Origin of the sequence: Psychroserpens sp. AS72, from assembly GCF_038900375.1 — a bacterium.
In the GTDB taxonomy this organism is placed as follows: Bacteria; Bacteroidota; Bacteroidia; order Flavobacteriales; family Flavobacteriaceae; genus Psychroserpens.
The window spans coordinates 351,508-373,926 of the sequence record NZ_JBBMRC010000001.1 but is presented as its reverse complement, the minus strand read 5'-3'; the positions used below and the strand labels follow the sequence as shown (position 1 = coordinate 373,926).

At 32.0% G+C, this 22,419-nt stretch carries 18 protein-coding genes; 4 read left to right on the top strand and 14 right to left on the bottom strand.

The window, feature by feature from the left end; translation table 11 throughout:
• The first annotated feature begins 177 nt into the window (after window positions 1-177).
• Genes WNY78_RS01640 through WNY78_RS01630 form a run of 3 tightly spaced genes read left to right on the top strand, consistent with a single transcriptional unit; the run spans window position 178 to window position 5,992 of the window.
• Window positions 178-3,267 (top strand): hypothetical protein, encoded by a 3,090-nt coding sequence (locus WNY78_RS01640; RefSeq protein WP_342871432.1) that lies wholly within the window; start codon window positions 178-180, stop codon window positions 3,265-3,267.
• Window positions 3,267-4,484, top strand: coding sequence for a hypothetical protein (locus WNY78_RS01635; protein ID WP_342871431.1), 1,218 nt, complete (start codon window positions 3,267-3,269; stop codon window positions 4,482-4,484). The genes WNY78_RS01640 and WNY78_RS01635 overlap by 1 nt, the downstream gene beginning before the upstream one ends.
• A complete protein-coding gene (locus WNY78_RS01630) occupies window positions 4,478-5,992 on the top strand; it encodes a glycoside hydrolase family 2 TIM barrel-domain containing protein (RefSeq protein WP_342871430.1) in 1,515 nt (504 codons plus the stop codon). Before WNY78_RS01635 ends, WNY78_RS01630 begins: the two co-directional genes overlap by 7 nt.
• Here the strand turns inward: WNY78_RS01630 and WNY78_RS01625 are convergent.
• The 3 genes from WNY78_RS01625 to WNY78_RS01615 form a co-directional block, all read right to left on the bottom strand.
• Window positions 5,973-7,205 (bottom strand): glycosyltransferase, encoded by a 1,233-nt coding sequence (locus WNY78_RS01625; RefSeq protein WP_342871429.1) that lies wholly within the window; start codon window positions 7,203-7,205, stop codon window positions 5,973-5,975. The two genes, WNY78_RS01630 and WNY78_RS01625, sit on opposite strands and share 20 nt — an antisense overlap.
• Window positions 7,206-7,326: 121 nt before the next feature.
• Window positions 7,327-8,580, bottom strand: coding sequence for an oligosaccharide flippase family protein (locus WNY78_RS01620; RefSeq protein ID WP_342871428.1), 1,254 nt, complete (start codon window positions 8,578-8,580; stop codon window positions 7,327-7,329).
• A 25-nt stretch (window positions 8,581-8,605) separates the two neighbouring features.
• The gene (locus WNY78_RS01615) at window positions 8,606-8,884 is read right to left on the bottom strand and encodes an STAS domain-containing protein (RefSeq protein ID WP_342871427.1); all 279 of its coding nucleotides are present in this window, start codon (window positions 8,882-8,884) and stop codon (window positions 8,606-8,608) included.
• A 153-nt stretch (window positions 8,885-9,037) separates the two neighbouring features.
• Here WNY78_RS01615 and WNY78_RS01610 point away from each other — a divergent pair, with 153 nt between their 5' ends.
• On the top strand, window positions 9,038-11,101 hold the full coding sequence (locus tag WNY78_RS01610; protein WP_342871426.1) for a tetratricopeptide repeat protein: 2,064 nt from the start codon (window positions 9,038-9,040) through the stop codon (window positions 11,099-11,101).
• 30 nt (window positions 11,102-11,131) lie between these two features.
• Here the strand turns inward: WNY78_RS01610 and WNY78_RS01605 are convergent, their stop codons facing one another.
• From WNY78_RS01605 to WNY78_RS01555, 11 genes are all read right to left on the bottom strand, one after another.
• Window positions 11,132-11,869 (bottom strand): SDR family oxidoreductase, encoded by a 738-nt coding sequence (locus WNY78_RS01605; protein WP_342871425.1) that lies wholly within the window; start codon window positions 11,867-11,869, stop codon window positions 11,132-11,134.
• Window positions 11,870-12,056: 187 nt separating this feature from the next.
• Window positions 12,057-12,854 carry a haloacid dehalogenase type II gene (locus WNY78_RS01600; protein WP_194506561.1) on the bottom strand — a complete coding sequence of 266 codons (798 nt, stop codon included), beginning with the start codon at window positions 12,852-12,854 and terminating at the stop codon, window positions 12,057-12,059.
• Window positions 12,855-12,907: 53 nt separating this feature from the next.
• Window positions 12,908-13,510: a TetR/AcrR family transcriptional regulator gene (locus WNY78_RS01595; protein WP_194506560.1), complete on the bottom strand. Its 603-nt coding sequence runs from the start codon at window positions 13,508-13,510 to the stop codon at window positions 12,908-12,910.
• Window positions 13,511-13,681: 171 nt separating this feature from the next.
• Complete coding sequence (locus tag WNY78_RS01590) at window positions 13,682-14,296, bottom strand: hypothetical protein (RefSeq protein WP_194506559.1); 615 nt, start codon at window positions 14,294-14,296, stop codon at window positions 13,682-13,684.
• 104 nt (window positions 14,297-14,400) lie between these two features.
• A complete protein-coding gene (locus tag WNY78_RS01585; RefSeq protein ID WP_194506558.1) occupies window positions 14,401-14,838 on the bottom strand; it encodes a GNAT family N-acetyltransferase in 438 nt (145 codons plus the stop codon).
• 345 nt (window positions 14,839-15,183) lie between these two features.
• The gene (locus WNY78_RS01580) at window positions 15,184-16,311 is read right to left on the bottom strand and encodes an MBL fold metallo-hydrolase (RefSeq protein WP_342871424.1); all 1,128 of its coding nucleotides are present in this window, start codon (window positions 16,309-16,311) and stop codon (window positions 15,184-15,186) included.
• 168 nt (window positions 16,312-16,479) lie between these two features.
• A complete protein-coding gene (locus WNY78_RS01575; RefSeq protein ID WP_342871423.1) occupies window positions 16,480-19,077 on the bottom strand; it encodes a T9SS type A sorting domain-containing protein in 2,598 nt (865 codons plus the stop codon).
• 115 nt (window positions 19,078-19,192) lie between these two features.
• The gene (locus tag WNY78_RS01570; RefSeq protein WP_342871422.1) at window positions 19,193-19,903 is read right to left on the bottom strand and encodes a LytTR family DNA-binding domain-containing protein; all 711 of its coding nucleotides are present in this window, start codon (window positions 19,901-19,903) and stop codon (window positions 19,193-19,195) included.
• A 14-nt stretch (window positions 19,904-19,917) separates the two neighbouring features.
• Complete coding sequence (locus tag WNY78_RS01565) at window positions 19,918-20,235, bottom strand: Hpt domain-containing protein (RefSeq protein WP_342871421.1); 318 nt, start codon at window positions 20,233-20,235, stop codon at window positions 19,918-19,920.
• Window positions 20,222-21,286: an ATP-binding protein gene (locus WNY78_RS01560; RefSeq protein WP_342871420.1), complete on the bottom strand. Its 1,065-nt coding sequence runs from the start codon at window positions 21,284-21,286 to the stop codon at window positions 20,222-20,224. The genes WNY78_RS01565 and WNY78_RS01560 overlap by 14 nt, the downstream gene beginning before the upstream one ends.
• Window positions 21,286-22,419, bottom strand: coding sequence for an FIST N-terminal domain-containing protein (locus tag WNY78_RS01555; protein WP_342871419.1), 1,134 nt, complete (start codon window positions 22,417-22,419; stop codon window positions 21,286-21,288). The genes WNY78_RS01560 and WNY78_RS01555 overlap by 1 nt, the downstream gene beginning before the upstream one ends.

Below are 22,419 nucleotides of genomic sequence, written 5' to 3'. Positions count from 1 at the left end.
TGTGTGATTTCATTTATTATTGATAGGTCAAAAGTACTCTCATTGACGCCTCATTTTTTTTTATTTAGTTCGCCTAACCTTTACTGTAGATGAATGGTAGAATGCCTTAGATAAACGATAAATGAGGCAGTACATTAATTATCTATATTTACATTGTTAAATTTGCAGTCGTTATAAATGAAAGAAACGAGTAATAAATATTTAATTGCAGCACTCCTTTTAGGAGTCGCTTTTCATGGTACTTCCATATTTTTCACATTGGAATCTACCTATGATGCGTTAATACATTTATTTTTTGCCGACCATTATGCTCAAAGTTGGTTTGAACCATGGAATTATGAATGGTATACAGGTTTTACAGTAATGAGTTATCCTCCTTTAGTTCATCAAAGCATTGCGCTATTCTCGATGATTGGAGGATTAAAGTTTGGAATGTTTACAGTAGCGTTAATCAGTATTTTATTATTTATAACTGGTGTTTACAGGTTTTCTCTGCTTATCACTGGAAACAAAACTGCAGCAGGTTACGCAGCTTTACTTGCTGTGTTCTCGTCTTCTTTTGTAGAAACTTTACATGTTTTTGGTCAGCTACCTAGTATTATTGGTATCTCTGTTTTAATGCATGCTTTACCAGAAATATATCTTTGGTTAAAAACAGGCAAGTACTGGTATTTAACAACTTCCTTATCACTTATTGCTGTTACCGTAACATCACATCATGTCACACCAATTTTTGGGATGATCTTTTTCATATTTCCATTGATTGGTATGGTTATTATGGATACTGCTACTGAGCAATCTGGATCAATAAAAGCGGTGAACTTTAAAATATTTTTAAATAGTTTTTTTAAACTTTTTAAACGCATTATTAGTTTTGGTCTCTTATCACTAACAATAATTATTGGTTGCATCCTTCCGTATTGGATAAACTCAAAAAACAATCCTATTACTCAAGTACCAATTCCGCATGGATCGCGTGATAATTTTTTAGAAATTACATCCTCTGGATTAGTCTTCTTTTTAATTCCTTGGGGAATTTTACTCATCTTATTACCTTATATATTCTACAGATATTACAGCAAACGCTATTTATTTTTCGGCTTATCAATAACTATTTTAACCATTTTAGGAACTGGAGGCACAACATCAATTCCTAGACTTGTTTTAGGCGAAACTGCTTTTAATATTTTAACCTTAGATCGCTTTACACTTTGGGCTTCTATTATGTCATTGCCTTTATTAGGCGAGTTTGCTTATCGTTTTATTCAAGGTGATTTAAAAACATTAATCCAATCTAAGTTTGGCGCTGTTTACCATAGAATTATTGGTGGCATCCTTGCTGGACTTTTTATATTCATGACTATTTTCACAATGAGTCTTGGATATTTTAGACCATCGCAACCTCAGCAAATTAAAATGTTGCCTATTGTTAATTTCTTAAACCAAGATGACCACGACAAATGGCGATTTTTAACCTTAGGCTTTGGGGATCAAATGGCTTGGCTAAGTGCACAAACCAATGCCTTAACTGTTGATGGTAATTATCACTCTGCAAGACGACTTCCTGAATTAACGACAAGACCAATTGAGCGTCTCGAAAACTCAAAATTTAAAGGTATTGCAGGTATTGGATCTCTGCAACAGTTTTTGACAACACCAGAAAAATATAATCTTAAGTATATATTTTCTAATGATAAGTTTTATGATCCCATGCTTTATTTCTGTGGTTGGCAACGATTGCGACAGTTAGAAAATGGCATCATGGTTTGGGAACGTTTAAACGTTCCTCCAGTGTCTTCTATTTTACCAAAAGATGATGTTTCGAAGTGGCAAAAATTACTTTGGGGTATTATACCACTATTAACCGTTTTAATAGCCTTTATTTTAAATATTCAAATGCTTTGGGTTAATGCTCTAAAAACAAAAATTAAGGAAGCACCTGTATTTTTAAAATATAAAATAGAGTATACTAAATTCTCAAATAATGTACTCAGAATAACCCATTTGTGGTCTATCATATTAGCTATAATAGTTTGTTTTGGTTTCTATCAATTTTATATAAAAAATGACTCACAACGCAGTCCCGAAAATGCAATTCTCGCTTATTATGATGCTTTAGATTTTAAAGAATTTGAAACTGCTTATAATTTAATTAGTCCAGAAAGCAATAAAACTATTGCACAATACATGTTAGAAGTCTCGGTTACGGATGGACTTCTAAGTAGCTATGCAAAATTAGATGCCATTGAGACAGACATCACAACTCTTAATGACAGTGCTGCAACTGCAAAAGTAATAACGTATTGGATCACTCCTCTTGAAAAAATTGAACGTATTGATTATAAAACATTATCAAAACAAAACGGTAAATGGTATTTAGAACCTGAAGACATCGATTCAGATTTACCACCAGATCAACTTTACTCTAATAATACAACTGGTTATTTTAATCAAGGTCGCAGAAGGATAACAACGGAACAAACCCATCATGAAGATATTTTAAAACAACCCGTTTTAGATGTACTCTCTGCAAAGCTTGTAAAATTTGATACGCACTATGCTATTATTGGAGAAATACAAAACATTGATAATGTTCCTGCAGATATTGTATTAAAAGGCACCTTATACAATGATGACAATAAAGAACTCGCTACCTACAATGCTAAATATCACATCAAACATAAGTTGATGCCTAAAGAGACAACAGCTTTTAAAATTAATTTTGAAGGTATTGCTTGGTCTAAAACTAAAGATTCTATTCCAAAAACATTTAATCCAGACGAATTTACTCCTATAGAACTAGAAGATCAACCCGTTAAATTTAATTTACAAGCAGCAGGAAATGTATCTGGCTCTGATTTATACAAAAACATCGTCTTAAATGATATCATTATTAATAAAGACAAAATAGAGGGAAGTTTATTTAATAGTGGCTTACAAGAAATAACAGTTCCTCAACTTTTAATAAGTTACTATGATCACAATAAAACTTTAGTTTGGATAGATCATGTGTTTATTAAAGAAGGAATAAGACAACAACGCAAACAAGATTTTGAATATAGTTTCATTACTAATAGTGTCGTTAAAATTATAAACGATAGCATGGATAACATCTATGTTAACGGACTACCAAATGAGCCAATTTCAAATAAAATAGTACCAAACAGAATTAAGAACCATCTCAATATAGAATTACAAAAGATCAATCATCCAGATTTTAGTTACATAAAAATTGAAACAAACGCTTATATCGGAAACCCTAATTAATGCGAATTAAACATATTTACATAATACTTTTAGGTTTGATAGTACTATCATCTTACACTGCCATTCAGGATAATGAAATGACTTTAGACATCAAACTACTAACGACTCAAACAGAGTTCGAAGCAGGAAGCACGATTGTATTAAAATTTTCTACTTCGGAAGGTATACGTCCAAAATTATATTGCTCTAGCAGTTATGGATCTACTTTAATGACACCTTCAAATGAAGGCACAATACTTTCATATTCCATCCCAAAGAACATTAGCAAAAAAACAGGACAAGTACAATGGAAACTCCTCAACGATGCCACATCATTATCTGGACAATTTAAGATTGTGCCAATACAAAAAGTCGTTTCTATGGAAACCTATATTGGTCCGCCAAGTATAGAAGCTGGTGGTACAGATTATACCATGTTAGTGGTAATCCCAACAGACTCTTTAGATAATGCATTACCAGACAATACAACTGTAGATGCAAAGCATCAGTTCTTGCTCAATGAAATGTCAGATGCTATCGTAACTAAAAACAGTATTGCTTACAAAAATATCTATTCCGAAGAAAAAAGTGGACGCATGCTCATCTCTTCAGAAAGTAAAAACACCAACTCCAAAGAGTATACAATTACTGTTTTTCCAGCGATACCTACAAATTTTAAAATTTCCGCTTTGCGACCTCATCATTATGCAGATGGAAATCAAGTCACCACTTTTGAAACCTCAATCATAAAAGACAAACATAACAATGTAGTGAGTGATGGGACTTATGTTTCATTTTATATTACTAATGATAAAAACAATAGTCTCAAAACGTCTGGCACCACAATCAATGGTGTGGCAACTGCCAAGATGATTCATCCAGATTATGAAACACAATGGTCAATAAAAGCCTATGTAGATGGTATGGCAGAGAGTGAAGTGATTACTTTAGACTATCATCAGGTAATTGACAACTTCGAGGTAAATTTCTCAAAAACCAATCGAGACATTACAGTTGGTCCTTTGCAAAGTTTCATGAAACAAATGATTCCTGATGGTTTACAAGTTAAATTGAGTGTTTACAAAGATGATATTCTTTTAGAAACCCTTCATAAAACATCTATTGATGGTTATGTGAATTTTAATTTAAACCCAAATAGTATTAAAAATGACACCTATAGAATAGTTATTACAACTGCTGGTTTAGAAAAAACAGTTAATGCACTTCAGCTATGGTAAGTCGTAATAAAAATATCGTTCGTGCCATTTTAATTGCATCATACATTGTAATTATAGCCTTGATTGTTTCTGGTATAAGTGCATTATTTGGATACTTAAATACTGGAGCAGATCGCAGTGCAATGCTTCATACTGAAATAAAAAAAACAGAACAATACACTCCTAAAATTGTTTGGGCTCCTCTAACAAATGAAGGCAGACCTATGGATACAGACAATCTAAACGCTCTAGAACATGATTATTTGGATGCATGGTATGTCAAACATGTTGCCTACAAAACCAATACTACTGCTGGTATTAAATATTATTATACAGATAGTGCGCGACTCAATTTGTATGATATGATTGCGTTAAATACCATTGAAAATATCACCATTGAATCTACAACACTTGAGCATCATCCCACTTTAGAATTTTTTAGCGAAGACGGACAATTAGCAGTCCTCACAGACAATAATGTGGTGGAATATAAACGTGTGTTTCAAGATGACAACATGATTTTTGAAACTACGGAAATATCCACTTACAAAATCGTATTGCTTCTTGAGGATGGGTTTTGGAGAATTAGACATTTAGTCAAAACAGCGACTGAAGATTATAACATAGAACACAAAAAGATATCCACAACTAACTTAAATATTCAAGGTATTAATTACTACCCTCAAGCCACACCTTGGGATATGTTTGGAGATGAATTTTCTACAGACACCATTGCTAAAGATTTCAAAATTATAAAAGACGCTGGCTTAAACACAGTACGTGTATTTGTGCAATATGATGACTTCGGAAAAGCTAACGTCAAGAACACTAAACTAGATAAATTAAAACAAACTTTAGATGCTGCCGAAACGGCTCAACTAGATGTCATTGTTACGCTTTTTGATTTCTACGGAAATTATGATGTGTTAGATTGGACGCTTAATATGCGTCATGCAGAAACTATTGTTAACGCTTTAAAAGATCATAAAGCACTTGTGGGTTGGGATATCAAAAATGAGCCTAATCTAGATTTTGAATCTCGCGGAAAAACAACAGTCATGGCATGGCTGAACACGATGATAAATCTTGTAAAATCTATTGACAACCAACATCCTGTGACTATTGGTTGGTCTAATACACAAAGTGCTACTTTATTAAAAGACAAGCTTGATTTTATCTCCTTTCACTATTATGAAGACTTAGATGATTTAGATGTTGCTATAAAAACACTACAAACTGAAATCCCAAACAAAGCTTTAGTCATGGGAGAATTTGGAGAATCCTCTTATGATGGATTTTGGAATCCGTTTGGGAGTAGCGATAACGATCAAGCCGATTACCACAAAAAAGCCCAAGCCATTATTGCGACTAACAATTTGCAATATGTGTCTTGGACTTTGTATGACTTTACTGAAATACCAAAGGAAGTCGTAGGTAGACTTCCTTGGCGTAAAAACGCTCAAAAGCAATATGGCTTTATTGATGAAAATGGGATAAAAAAGGCATCGTTTAAATATATTTCTCAGTAGTATTCAAACCAAATTTTGGTTTGCTCTTAGGTATTTTATTAGTGATTATAGTTGAAAACGTATGTACATACATGTCTGTAATTTTTGACATAGGATACGCTGTAGCTGCTTGATAATTTGTTTTTCCTATAGCTGTTCTATAAGCTTCATTAGTGACAATATTTTCAATTGCTGATGCTAAACTTACTATTGAAGTTGGATCAAAGAATTCACCTAAATACCCTTCATCTTTTACTAATAAGGCTAAATCACCAAGGTCTGGCATTACAACTGCTTTACCATAACTTCCTGCTTGGTGTAAAACTCCTGAGCTTCCAGTTGTTGATGTATATGGAAATACCACAACTGCACTTTCTTTAAATAAAGTAGGCACTTCATGCTCTTCGACATATCCTGTAAAACGAACTTGAGGTACATGCTTATAATCTTCCTGAACTTTGGCTAAGTAACCAGGTACATTTGGATTATCTGTTCCTGCAATGACAACTTCTAAATCTAATCCTGTAGAAGCCCTCACCATCTCAACCGCCTCAATCATCTGTTCTACTTTTTTGTAGGTTCCAAACTTTCCAAAAGTCATGATTTGTAGTGGTCCTTCTGGAATCGTATAATCTGGTTGTTCTTCTGTAATTTCAAAAGTTCCGTGAGGAATTAATTCTACATTGGTAGCTTTATATTTTTCTTCTAAGATGTTCACATACTTTTGCATGGTTACTGCAACGGTATCTGCTTGAAGTATTAATTTGGTTAAGCTGGTTCCTATAAAACCATAGATCTTTTGCATTAGTTTACTAGATGTGAAACCTGCAGATCCTAAATCTACTTCTTCTAAGATATTGTGAAGTAAAACAATATTAGGAATCTTTTTAAGCTTACAAACCAATGGTAACATTAATCCTAAAGCAGCAGCAATTTTCTTATCACCAAACTTCATAAATTGTAAGTTAAATAAGACTGCATCTGGTTGTGTATTATTAATCGCTTTTGTCACATTTATAATGTTTGTGTAGCTGTTAAATGCCCAACATTCTTTTACTGTGATTTTACAACCATCTTCTGTAAACGTGATCTCTTTTGCACCTTCAGTTTTATCTGTAAGTAATACTATTTCTGTAATAGATTCTTTTTGTCTGAAGTGTTTTACTAAGTGAAAAGCGTACTCATTTAAAGTGACTTTACTTGGCGGATATGCTGTTACGATTGCTAGTTTCATGTTATAAATTATATTGTGTTATTTTTAATTACACTACAAATTTGCACTATAATTTTGGGTAAAATTGGTGACTGTAGATGGGATGCTTTTTGCTGTAGACGAACGGAACAAAGCCTTCGATTTAGCTTTTAGCAGCTTTCAATTTTGAGTCGTATGTAAAGTAAGTTATTTGAAAAATGAGCAGTAAAAACATGGCTGCGATTTGCATGTGAACCACTTGCTCTAAACTCTCATGAAAAAAGATGACTAATCCCATTTGAAGCATCCCAAAGAGTCCAGAAAAAATCACTGGCACATAACGATCCAAAGACAAGTAGTAATAAGCAAATATGTTTGAAATAGCGAAGACTCCTGTTGCTAAGGCATATTTCCAAAGTAAAGGTGCCATTGCTAAATAACTATCACCAAATAATAGTGCTATTGCTGTTTCTGGAAACAACGCACAAGCGAAAACAATTACAGAGGCAATAGCTGCAATATATCCAACATATTTAAATAAAATTGGAGCAGTCGCTTTTCCTTCTTTTTTAAGCTGAACAACGGTTGGTAATAATAACATCACAAACATCCAGGCAATGAAATATACAATACGACCAATCAAAGCCAATGAAGCATATAAACCTGCATCGTAAGATTCAAAATAGTGTTTTACTAATAAAATATCACTGTTATTAATGATGATTTGTGTGAGTTCATAAAATGCGGTAATGATAAAAAAGTTACGCACTTGCTTAGACTCTACTTTTGCAATACGTTGGGTTGCTTTCAGTTTTATAGTTTTAAACTTAAACGGAATTAAACCAAATCCAAAAGAGATTAAAATCCCTATAGCAATCACGACAGAAGATTGGATATCGAACAAAAATATCAATCCGAGCGTAATTAGTAATCGACTTAACATTTCAGCTTGATATGTAATAGATAAAGATTTGAATGCTTTTTTACCTTGATACACGCCACGATTTACACTCATTAAAAAGTATAGAGGTACTCCAAAACCAAAAATGACAAACATACTAGATGACGAGGTGTGAAACAATTGTTGTAATTGAACAGAACACACAATCACTAAAGCTCCAAGAATAACACCAACGATTGTGGCATTTTTATATATTCTAGATACGAAGTTATTAAACGTGCTGTTCTCAAAAACCACAGAGAATTTTGCAGTGACCAATTGAAACGTCATAGCCACAAAAGACAAGACCAATAAAAATGTAATTAACACTGCAGCATCTGCAAATTGTTCTGGTCCTAAAAGACGACCTAAAATTAAATTATAGAGATAGTTTCCTCCATTAACCGCTAATACGCTGAGCATAAATAATTGCTCTGGAGATAGTTTTCTTGATGTAATTGCTGTAATGGCTTGCATTATTGTTGTGATTTAAATTGATGTATTATGCGATTGCATTGAGTCTTAATTCTTCGTGAATTTCTTTACAACCATTTCCAATAATAGAGAATGGTTTATTCCATGATATCGCATTATTATAAATTGTCTTTAAAGCTTCAATACCATTAGAGTCTATTTCTGTGACTTTACTTATGTCAATAGTTAAATCACTTAGAGAATTTAGTGTGATTACAAAATGTGTTTTGAAGTTACTAGCAGTAGATGCATTAATTTTTCCGTCTACTGTAAATGCCTTTTCGTTACGTGTAATTTTAAGTGCCATATCTGTTATTTTTAAATGATTATTTGTTTAAATCTGACGCAAATATCTGAACAACTTCTACGTATGCACATTATATTTCGACGGATGGACAATTGGTGTAGATGAATGAAACGGTAATGCTCCGTAACTTGCAGTTATACAAATCAAACAGATATGAAGACTTTAAAATCACTTATAATCCCTATGTTTCTATTACTAGTTTTAACGAGTAATGCGCAAGACATGCAAGAAGGTTTCACCTATTTAGAAACTGGAAAGTATGCACAAGCAGAAACATTCTTTGATACCATATTAAAGGAGTACCCAAAAAATAAAACTGCGCGTTTATGTTATGGACGTGCTGTGGGATTAAATGGAGATGCTCAAAAAGCAAATGACATTTTCACTAATCTCTTAGAAGATTATCCAACCGACTTTGAAGTAAAATTAAATTATGGAGAGTCCTTATTATGGAATCAGAACTTTTCCGAAGCAAAAATCTATTATACTAATTTAGTAACTAAAGCTCCAGAAAGTTTTCCTGCATTATTAGGTTTTGCAAACACTTTATCTAACTTAAAGGAATACGATAATGCTTTAGTCTATGTCAATAAAGCTTTGAAGGTTTCACCAGGAAACCCAAATGCATTGGTGTCTAAAAAATACATCTATTTAGGATACGCGTATCAAAACCAACAAGCGCAAAATTATGGCGAAGCAGAAACGCTACTTACTAAAAACTTAGAGTTGTTTGGTGAGGATAAAGAAACCTTATTGAATCTTGCTAATCTGTATTTGATTACTAACGAACTTGATTTTGCAAATGGTATTTATAACAGAATCGCTAAAAATCCAGCTAATGAATTAGAAGCATTAAATGGTTTGGCTTTAGTTTCTCATTTAAAAGGAAAAGATAAAAAAGCATTACAATTAAGCACAGAATCTTATACGAGTATGTCTACAAGTACTTCGGAAATCGTCTCACAACAAACTACAGAGCGTTACACACAAGCCTTGATCTGGAATAAAAAATACAAACAAGCAGAACGTGTTATCGATACTTTAATAACAAAGCAACCTAACGAAAATTGGGTATTAGCATTGCGAGCAACTTTGAACGTTTATAAAAGTAATTTTAAAAAGAGTTTAAACGATTATAATAGAATCTTAGTAAATGATAGTACGTCGTTTGATGGTAACTTAGGAAAAGCAAATGTATTAAAAGCATTAGGTTATTATGATGATGCCTATACCTCTGCAGAAAACACCTTAAAGTTTTATGACAATCAAAAAGATGCGGTAAATTTCATCAATATCTTAAACACCAATTTTACACCAGCTTTAGATTCTAGAGCAGCATACACGTTTGATAATGGTAATAACAAAGCCTATTCGTTTAATACCAATGTGACGTTTCCATTGTCTACAAAATTCAAAATCTTAGGAAGCTACAACTATAGAAACACAAATAACACAGTGACTAAGAATAAGGCAAATTCTAACGATATCTCATTAGGGTTATCTTACCAATTATTAAATAACGTTACTTTTAATGGAACAACAGGATTAACTTCAGCCAAAGCAGAAACTGGCGACTACACACAACTCTTAACAGATATCTCTTTTAATATCAAACCGTTTAAACTACAAACCTTAGATATAGGTTACAAAAGAGAAATTCAAAGTTTTAATGCCGATTTATTAGATCGTGAGATTGTGCAAAACAATTATTACGCAAATTACAATCTCAGTACAAATTTCAACTTAGGTTGGTTTACACAATACATGTACACCTCTCAAAATGATAGCAATAAAAGAAACTTACTCTTTACCTCATTATACTACAACCTATTGGCGAAACCATCTTTAAAAGTAGGATTGAATTACCAATACATCACTTTTGCAGATCAAGTACCAACCATTTATTTTAGTCCAGAATCTTTTCAAGCAGGAGAAGTCTTTTTAAACTTGATTAAAGATGAAAATACGACGAAACCAAAAGCGTGGTTTTATGAATTAACTGCAGCTACAGGATTACAATATATAGAAGATGGTGAGAGTCAAAGCACCTACCGTATTCAAGGAAAATTTGGTTATAAATTCTCAGAGCGCAGCATGTTAAATGTATTTGGAACCCGAAGTAATATTGCCTCAGCCACTGCTGCTGGTTTTACCTTTACGGAAATTGGCCTGAGATTTAAATGGAGGCTGTTTGATGGACCTGTGTTTAGGAAGTAAAAAACGAATAGAAATTCTATTTTCTAAGTCTTAAACCAATCCTCCGTTAGCACCTATTACTTGCCCGGAAATCCATTTAGAATCATCACTTGCTAAGAACAATACAACTCTTGCAATATCGATAGGCTTTGCTAATCGATTAAAAGCATTCATAGCACTTAATTTATCAATTTGTTCTTGAGATTTTCCATTTAAAAACATAGCAGTTTCAGTGGCACCTGGTGCAATAGCATTAACAGAAATTCCTCTCCCTATTTCCTTAGAATATACTCTTGTCATTTGTTCTACTGCTGCTTTTGTTGCAGAATAAACAGCATAATTTGGTAGCATTAGTTTTGCAGTACTAGATGAGAAATTAATAATATTTCCATTATCAGACAATTTGCTATCTGCTTCTTGTAACGTATTAAATAAACCTCTTACATTGACTTCAAATTGTTTAGTGAAATCTTGTTGTGTATGGTCTTTTAATTTTTTAGAAATCATAGCACCTGCATTGTTAACCAAAACATCAATTTTCCCAAAAGCTTCAATCGATTTTTTAAATAGTTGTGTGACTTGACTTCTATCACTCACATCTGCTTTTATTGCTATGGCATCTCCTCCATTTTGTTTTATTTCATCAACTGTGTCCTCTGCTTCTTTTTGGCTATTAGAATGATTAACAATAATTTTTGCACCATTCTTTGCTAATAGAATAGCGATTTCTTTTCCAATCCCTCTAGATGAGCCAGTAACTAAGATTACTTTATTATTTAAGTTATTCATGACTTTTTATAGATTTTAATTTATAAATTGAAAACACAGCTAATACAATAGCTACTATAACCAAAAGCAACAGGCTGTGGTCTAACTAAAAACGCTATTAATAAGGCTGTTAACATCGTTACTAATAAAAATATAAATGCACTAATATGAATATTACACTAATCCCTTGATGCTTTGTTTTTTCGTCTTATGTTAATGTGATTAATTTATCTGTAACTAATTTTAAATTGATTTCATTTATCTCAGGATTTGGTGCAAGAGGATACAATTGAGCACCTGGTCTGCTTATAAATGCACTTCTCCATCCAGCCCAAATAGCACCTGCAATATCCCAACCATGTGCAGCGACTAATAAACATTCACTTGGAGCAATACCCATTTTTCTTGCTGCCCAATCGTAAGCATCTGTATCTGGTTTAAATTTCCCGATGTCTTCAATACTTAATCGATCATCAAAATAATCGGTTAATCCTGCGTTTTTGAATTGAGTTTCAACACCTTTATTAGAAGAATTAGTAAATGAAACCAACTTGTAACCAGCACTCTTTAATCTTGCCAATGATTCTTTCACCTCTGGATGAGCTGGTAAAGATCGTATTGGAGTAAGGATAGCCTCTTTTGCTTGAGCTTCTGTTAATGTAATATTATGGTTAGCTGCCACCATTTGTAACGCAGCCGAACCAATGATGCCAAAATCATTGTATTGCCTTCCAACTGTTGATACTAATGAATATTGTAGCATCGTTGTAAACCATAGAGGTAATAAATCATTTCTATTTCCTAGAGCTTGTCCTACACTTTCTTTCATGGCAGTTAAGTCTAATAATGTTTCATTTACATCAAAAAATAATACTTTTGGTCTAGTACTCATACTTTCTCTTGTTTCTTCTGCAACGTTAGCAGCAATTCCAAATTGAGGAGTAGCTGCAATTCCTAAACCTAATAACATAGATTTTTTGATAAAACCTCTTCTTTTGTTTTTCATTTTGTGATTGATTTATAAAACATACTAATACGTATGTTTTTAGTTAAAAAAAATTAGACTTTTATTTGTTTTAAGTAAAAGGTAAGACCTGATAAAAACTCTTCTAATACAGAGTCGTTGTCATATAACTTTCTAATACCTCTAATACCTTCAAAAGCACTTATTAAGTAAATTGCAACTGCTTTACTTGAAATATCTTTTTTTAGAGAATTTTCGCGTTTACCTCTTTCAATAAGTTCTACCAAGGCAGTTTTCCATAATTCAATAATATTTTTAAGAGCTATTTGATAAGCGACTTCGTTGTTTCCAATTTCATTAATTAAATTATTCATGGGACAACCTTGTTCCTTTTCATGAATAGAAAACTCTTTTAACCTATTTATAAAGACCTCCTCTAATATTTGATATGCATTACCAGATTCCTTTAGCGGTAAGATCATTCCATTAACAACTCGTTTTTGAACTTTTAGACTAATCACTTCTAGTCCTAATTCCTTCTTACTTTTATAATGATGATAAAAAGCCCCTTTACTTAATGTAGTTTCCTTCATTATTTTATCTATACTGGTTGTTTTGAAACCATTTTCATAAAATAAATTAAAAGCTTTATTTATGATAAGCTGTTTAGTCATTTCAGACTTTAATTCTTGTTGCATGATGTAAAACTAACTAAAAAACACCAAGTAGTATGTTTATGTTTTGTTAATTATTGATCTTATTTTTTGTGAACGGAAAATTGGGTTAGCAAGAATTAAGTTAGTAAGCGAAAACGAGCTAGAGAGTAAATCTGAAAAACCACACAACTAACAATAATCAAGAAATTATTTCTATAAATTACTGTCACAGGTTGTTATTTCAATTTTATTTGTCAGTTTACGATGTAGAAAATCTTTTATAATTTGATAATCAGATTCGATTAAATTCATATAATCTACTTCGTGTTTTTTTTGATTTTTATCGATTATAATAATGTCGCTAGATTTGAAAACAATACTATCAATTTTCTCAATTTCAATTGTTTTTTTTCTTGACCCATTTACAAAACTCAACTCGTTATTATTGATTTCAATTATACCACTCGGAACAAAAAGGAAACCTAATATTAATGACAGAATTCCAGTAAAAATCAATAAGCTCCAAAATATTTTATTGGAGTCGATGTCTTTTAATGCAAAAAATCCACCAACTGTACAAACAATACCGAAAATGAATGGCATAATTCGGTTGATGTCATCATAGTTAGTTGGAATTCGTAATTGGTTAGTTAATTTTCCGTTTCTGTATTTCAATCGAGAATTAATTCCCATGAAAATCAGAATCATAAAACCTACAGGTATATAATCTTTTAATGGCTCAAAAAAAGCGTTAGCACTAGGTAATGAAATAGTTAGCATGATTACAAATATTGCAATTTTTCCAATGTAGTGATTTTGCTTTTTCATTAAATTAATGTCAACTTGTATGATTCGTTACGTTGTCTAGAACTAAGTTAGTAAAAGAATACGAACCAGTAATTGATTTTCTAGGTTGTTGTAAGACGCTTATATTAAATAAACATTTCCATTTCATATAAATCAAGACCTTCTCCCCAATAATCTTCTTCTATCCGATTAATAGTGTAACCAAATTTTTCAAAAAACTTGTATGCGAGTTGAGAGGTCGTTACTATAAATTTTTCGACTCTTTTGTCTTTACTCAATGCATTTAAACAATAATCCACTGATTGTTTTCCAAGTCCTTGTCCAGAATAATTTGGGTCAAAAAAGATCCAAGTGATTCGTCCAGATTTATCCTTTTCATTCACATAATATCCAGTACCAACAACTATAGTGTTATTATCTTCAATAGTTAAATAGGTTTCTGGTTTCTGTTCTAGGTATTCTAGAAAATCATTAGTTTCGTTTTTGTCAAAAAATTTTGGAACATTAAGATTAAAAACTTTTAATAATTGTTCTTTATCAGTTGGTTTGTATGGTCTAATCATAATTAAAAGAACAGTAGTTTTTATTACTATTTTTCACAAATTACAACTCTCCATTTGTTATTATACATTACTCGACCATTATTCTGAATATGAGGTTTTATCGCTTCTGTCATTGTTTCATAAACTTTTTCTCAAATTACTGCCAACTCTTTATACCCACACTAATACAAAATTTTGTACTGAAAATCAATAAGATAACTCAAATTTTAAAGATTTCACCACTCTAATTATAGACCTAAAAACAAAAAAAGCAAAAACTTTTGCTTTTGCCTTCGTATCAAATTACTAGTACCAAACATCTCCACATTCACTTATAGTAATTGATATTTTATTTAGTGATTGCCTTTAGTATTTTCCTTTAAACTCATCTGTTGTGATATAACCGTCTTTGTTTTTATCACGCATATCAAAATTAGCTTTCAACTTGCCTTTGGCTTCGTCTCTTGATAATTTCCCATCCTTATTAGCATCCATTCTAGAGAGCATTTTTGTAAAACTAGGTGCTGATTTTGAACTATTAGTTAACATGTTAGAACTTTTAGTAGACACTGTAACTTCTAGTTTTGACGTAATGTTTTCATCATAAGGAATCGTCATTAAATCATGAGCATAACTAATATCTCCAGCATAGTTTTTACGCAACTCTGCAGTTGTTGCCTCTTCATCAATCGTAGTTGCTGTGAAATGGGTCAAAATTAAATGCTTAGCACTCGCTTCTTTTGCCATTAATGAGCTTTCACTCAAGTTAACATGAGCACGTTCTTTTTTACTACCATTTGTTCTTGTACTATTCGTCCTAACTTTTGAACCCATAGCAACTGCACCTCCAGAATCTATTATCAAGTAATCTACATTTTTAGCTAAAGCAGGTAAACTTTCAGAATAGGTCAAATCTCCAGAAACTACAATAGATTTTCCGCCAGCTTCAAATCGATATGCAACCGTTTTTATAGTATGATTTACATTTACAGAAGACACTTTAATCTCTCCAATTGTAAAAGCTTCAATTCCATTTAACTCTTTAACAGTAAAATTAGATTTTACATCATATAATGTTCTTTGACTTTTTGATAATCTATAATTAATATCCTTATCATAAATAGTAAGCGTGCTTTCTACAAATGCAGCTGTAGGCTCTGGTCCTGCAATTACAAAGTTATTACCACCAAGAAGTAATTTGATAAAAATTGGCACAAACTCTTCATTGTGATCTAAATGGTGATGCGTAAATAGTAAACCATCAATTGATTTAAAGTTCACATCAATTTTATCGAAATTGGCTTGTGTACCATTTCCCATATCTACTAAAATCTTCGTGTCTTGATAAGAAATTAAAACAGAAGGTCCTGAACGCTCTGTATTATATTTTGGAGATCCCGAACCAATTATAGTTGCAGACAATTGACTGGTTTGCTCTTGAGAAAATAATTGTGCGCAAACACAAATTAGAATAAGATTTAAACAATATTTCATTATTATTTGACTCTTATTTTTAGCAATAGTTTAATAAACACATCCAAATACCAAAACATAAGAAACTAAAAAAAGCAAAAGCTTTCGCTTTTGCCTTTAACCTAAAACATCTTAGCAGCAAATCTCATTATTGCCAGACATTTTAAGTAGCTATTAGATAATTAGGGATCATCTAGCTATTAATCTAAGGGGATTATAAAGTGTTGTTTGACTTATGATTTTACAGAAGTAAATTCCTGTGCTCATATTATTTCTGTTAAGCGTAATTTCATTGTTTCCAGGTGTTGCTCTATGTGTCGTTTGATATACAATTTTACCTAGTTGATTATAGACTACAAATTGCACAGTTTCTGTTTGGTTTGCTGTAAATTGTATCGTTGTAGCAGACGACATTGGGTTTGGTATTGCAGAAAGCACTGTGGTATCTTGAGTTAAATCATCTACAGATAATGTGTCTTGAGATACACGTAGATTTTCTAGAGTTAATTCTTTTGTCGATATTGTTCCATCTTCACTTACCATAGTAAATACTACAGTAACCACATCGTTTAGTTCTAGATTTGTTGCATTTCCTGATTGAAAACTTGAGATTGGTAACACATAGTTTTGTGATGCATTACTTAATGTAATCATACTTTTATATTGATCTTCCCAATTAGAAATACTTGCTTTTACAAATGTGATTTCTAAATTTCCTGTTCCTTTAGCACTAAACTTTAAGCTATTGTATTCACTTAAGTCTACGGCTTTAAATCTAGGCGTCAATGCTCTATAAACTGCAACATAACTACTTGTTGTTGCTTTTAAAACCACATTACGTTCTATTGGAAAATCATTATCGTTAAACGTAAAATCATTTTGTAAAACTGCATAGGTATCTACTGTTGTATTTGTTTGAGAATCATCAATTCCCCAAGGTCCATCAGACATAAATAAATCATCTGGTGTTGCGATACCATCACCAATTCTAAATCCGATATCAAATAAGTTTCCGGTTTCTAATTGTAGGTTTGTGATGTAATCTTGATTAAGATCTATGGTAGAATTTAGGGCTCCAAATTCGCCTGTTTCAGTAGTTCTAAAACCAGCGTCAAAGGTGATGTTTTCAGTAGAATTGGTATTAATGATCTGCAAATTGAGGGAACCATTAATGTATTTTCCTTTTCTAACAAAAACCGTCGGAGGGATTGAATTGTTATATGTTGAAATTGCTTTTTGTGTTTCTAATAAGTTTAAAACTTCTTGTCCAATTGAAAATAAATCATCAACTGAGTTTGACCAGATTTGAAAATTATAAAAAGTGACATCCTCCTCGTATTGATCGAGATTCCAGTGACTCTCTATGGCGAAGTTTTCATCATTATTGACCACTTTAGCAGATAAACTTAATACAAACTCATAGGTACCATCTGCATTTTTAATAATAGACTTGATAAATGATTGTCCGTTGATATCAATCGTATTCACTGTGATCAATTCTGCGCCTAACAAACGATCACAAATGTATTTGGTGTGTTCATATACACCATTTTCTGTTTTAATAGCTAATATTGAAGCTATAGGTGTATTGTTTTTTAAATAATCTACACCGTAAATTTCAGTTGCATTGGTAATGTTTATCAAATCTGAAGGTGATGCATCAATAACCTCATCTTCATTTATGATGTCTAAAGGAATAAAATCTTCTAAAGTAAAACCAGAATTGGTATTACGTTGAGCGTAGCTATCATTTTTCGTCATTCGTCTTGCAGAACTTCTGTCAAATGAATAGCTTGTTTTTGCACGATTGAAATTACGCGTATTGATTTGCTCAGATAATCTGTTATTACTTTCTAATCCACCATCATTACTTCCTGTTGTTGGTGGTGTAACTACAGCACAATTACCAAAACCAGAACATGAAGGATCCTCACAATCTATGAGTCCGTCACCATCATCATCAATTCCATTATCGCAAATTTCTTGTAATACTGGAGCAGTTGGACAACGTGCACCATCATTACTAGAACTTGATGGACCAAAAGCAAATAAATTAGAATCCATTCCTCCGTTTTCAATTAACTCTTGTACACTTTGAATGACATAGATTGTACCTGTTTCATTTGCAGACACATAAAAACGTCCAGACAAATCAAAGTAGACTGCACCATAGGTATAGCTCAATCCTGATAATATTGGGACTTCTCCTAAAGCTTGCACATTTCCGTCTAAAGGATTAATACGATATAAGATATTTGAGGTTTTAGCAACTGCGTACAACATACCGTCAACAGCATTAAAAGCCCAATCATGAATACTAATGTTTATAGATAGATTTGATGTTTCTTGATGTTGTGTGTAGTTCTCAGATTCGGGATCTAAGTCAATTTTATAATAGGTTTTCCCTCCTCCTTTGAGGTAATAAATTCCGTCAGCACTAACATCACCTACATATCTTCCGTTTGTTGGTAATTCATCTACATAATATGTTGTTGTATTAAAGTTTTTACCAATACGTACAATGGTTTTAGCTGGAGTAGATAATGATCCCCAAATAAAACCATCAGCAGGATTATAAGCTGCTGCATTAATATTACCTGGCGTGACATCTGTAGCAACTTGGTATGAATTTCCTGAAGCTAAATCAATTGCATAAACATCGTTATACTGAAATAAGTAAGCACTAAAATCGCAATTAAATGGAATATCTTGAGCTTGTGATGAAAAGCACATTAAGATAGATCCTAATATTATTAATTGATGTTTTAAAGTGTAAAATGTATTCATTATCTTTTTTTTAGATTCTGATACAAATTTACCTTGATAAACTGCTCTATTTTAGATTATTCGATTGACGAATGTATGATGTCGATAAGTGGCTTTTTACTGTAGACGAATGGAATTAGAGTAGGTTAAGACGCTTCATTAATTCTGGTCTATTAGAACGACTCACAGGAATAACGTCTTTTTTGATAAGCACACTATTATCTTCAATATCAATGATTTTATCAACGTTGATGATAAATGAGCGGTGAATTTTTAAAAACAAATCGTTAGGTAATTTATCTTCGATTTTCTTGAGTGTAGAGTGAACCGTATAGTTTTTAGTTTCGGTTTTCACATTGATATAATCCCCTTTTGCTTCTACTAAATAAATACTAGGAATATCAATCTTTATAAGTCGTCGATCTATATTGACATACAAATCATTACCAGATGTTGTTTCTACGTTTTCAGATGTTGATGCTGTTTTAGCTTTACTAGCTGTTGCTTCTGCTTTTTGAATCGCTTTTTGAAAACGCTCTGGCAAAATAGGCTTTACGAGATAATCAACAATACAATCATACTCAAATGCTTGAATTGCAAAATTAGCATCTGATGTGGTTAAAATAATTTTTGGTGGATTCTTGAGTGTTTCAATAAAATCAAAACCTGTAAAATCTGGCATATGAATATCCAAAAAAATAAGATCAATCTCATTTTGATTGAGGTACTTTATGGCTTGCATTGCATTTGGAAATTCTTCTAAGACATTTAAGCTTTCTATATTAGAACACAATTGTCCAATAATTGCTCTAGCTGTTGCCTCATCATCGATAATAATACAATTCATAAATCTATACCTAATTATAACTGTTGTAAATAATTAGTTATGGTTGTTAATATAGCTTCAAATTCCTCTTGAAGTGTAGTTTCGCCTTCGAGTAAATTATTTTCGAATGCTACTGCAATCTCATAACTCTTTTCAAGGCCTAAAATACTAATTTTATGTTTAAGTTTATGGACATTTTCTGCTGTAAGTTTATAATTTTCAGCAGCTATGTTATCAAAATAGACTTTTTTTTCCTCCGGAAATTCGCCTTTAATGATATCGATCAACTTTTGTTCGAAAGCTTTGTCTCCACCAGACATGCTATTGATATATGATAAATTAGGCTGTTCCATTAGGTTGTTTGTTTAGAGTAAAATAAAATGTGGTGCCTTCATTAATTTTGGAGGTAAGCCAAATCTTTCCACCATATAAAGTGACAATTTTTTTAACGATAGATAATCCTATTCCTGTAGATTCTAAGTTGTTTTCAAGTTTTTCAAAAGTTTTAAAGATTTTGTCAAAGTATACGTCTTCAATACCTTTTCCATTATCTTTTATATGAAATTCCCAAAACTCACCTTTATCTTCTGCTCCAATTTCAATATGGCCTTTTTCTTTATCGTTATATGCAATCGCATTTCCGATAAGGTTTTGAAACAATTGTTGCAAACGGTATTTATCACCTTTGACGACAGGCAACTTCATTTTTTGAACAGTGATGTGTTTAGGTACATGAATAATGTTTAAAATATCATCTATAAGTTTATTAATATCAACATCATAAATATCTATTTGATTTTTACCAATAGTTGAATACTCCAAAATACCATTAATTAAAGTATCCATTTTTTCAACATTATTTCTAATGAGACTTAATGTTTTTATGCCATTCTCATCAAAAGCATCTTTATAATCTTCTTTTAACCAAGCCGTTAAAGTATCAATACTTCGTAAAGGGGATTTTAAATCGTGAGAGACCATATGTGCATAATCACTAAGCTCTTGATTTTGATGTGCTAGTTCGTTTAAAAGTGATTCTTTTTGCTTGTTCATTTCGATAATCTCTTTAGTTTGATTATCAATAAAATCTACCAAATCTGAACCTGTTAACTCAACAGCTTTACCTTTTCCGTCTTCTTTAAGATTGTAAAATTTAAGCGTATCGATAACATCTTTTAACTTATCAATTAATTCTTTTTGTTCTTTAGCTTCCTTTTGTAATTTCTTGTTAGCAACATATAATTCATCTGAACTAATAGACATTGCTCTTTGAATCATTGTTGATTGCTCATCAAAATTATCATAAGACCTATCCACTGCAGAGAGAAACTTTTCTAAGTCTTCACTGTCTTTTAATTCTTCACTTAGATACTTTCGTATTTGACGTTTTAGTAATGAATTCATTATTCACTTATTAACGTTATCGTCATGGTTTGGTTATGTAATTGACAAGCCATTTCTCCATGAAAAGGTGCTATTTCTCCATAAGAATAAAAACCACTTACTGTAGTACCATCTCCTAAAATTTCTATGACTTCATCAATTTCTTCTTCTACACGTTGATCTAGCACTAATTTTCGACCAATACAACTCACTAACAATGCAATTTCTGGTTTGTTTTTTCTAAACTCTAAAGCTTGCTTTGCTGCTCTTTCTGATGCGTTTGCAATATTGTCAACGTTAGTCATCATCAATTGCACTTTAGAGTTTTCTTTAATATCTCCAGCTAAAATAACCGCATTGTCTTTTTCATTAATATTTAAAATAGATCTTACGATAGACTGCTCCTCATCTTCAGATTTTACATTTAAAGGATACAATAAGGCTGCTCCTGGTAAATCTTTAGCTTTATCACCTAAATAGGTCTTATACAAATCTAATGCTGGTTGGCCATCTAATTCATAAAGGATGTTACCATCTGATTTTGTTACAGTACGCTCTGGTCCAAAAGGTGTCCAACCTCCATGAATTGAAAACGTAATTTCTAAGGATTCGCCATAAAAACCAACAGCAACTATTTCGCCTTCTTTTGGGTTTTCGTTATAAGAGGCTAATGTTTTTTCAAAACGTGTATCATCACCACACAAACCTCCTGTAATTAAAAGGTTTTCGTTATTTGAAGCGCTCATACCTTTAGTAAGCTGACTACCATTAATAAAACTGCCTTCAGAAACTACAAATACATATTTTAAACCTTCTACTGGAAATTGTTTAATAAGATCATTTCCTGTTTTAAAACTATCTAAATCTGCATTTAAAACGTTGCTAGTTTTAATAACAAACTGACTTTTTTCAAATTCCATAGCAGTGATGGTAATGCTATCTTCATTTACTGTACTTGATGAAATTTCTGCACAAGCAGAACCAAAAATAATATGTCCATCAGGAAATAATGTTTTTATTTCTTGGTAGATAGTAGGTTCTTCTAACATATATCTATTGCCAAAAACCAAAACTAAAGGTTCACTTAATTTCTGTTTTTCGCCAACGTAAGCCCAATCTTTATTATTATGTTTTACTAATTGTACTGTTTTCAT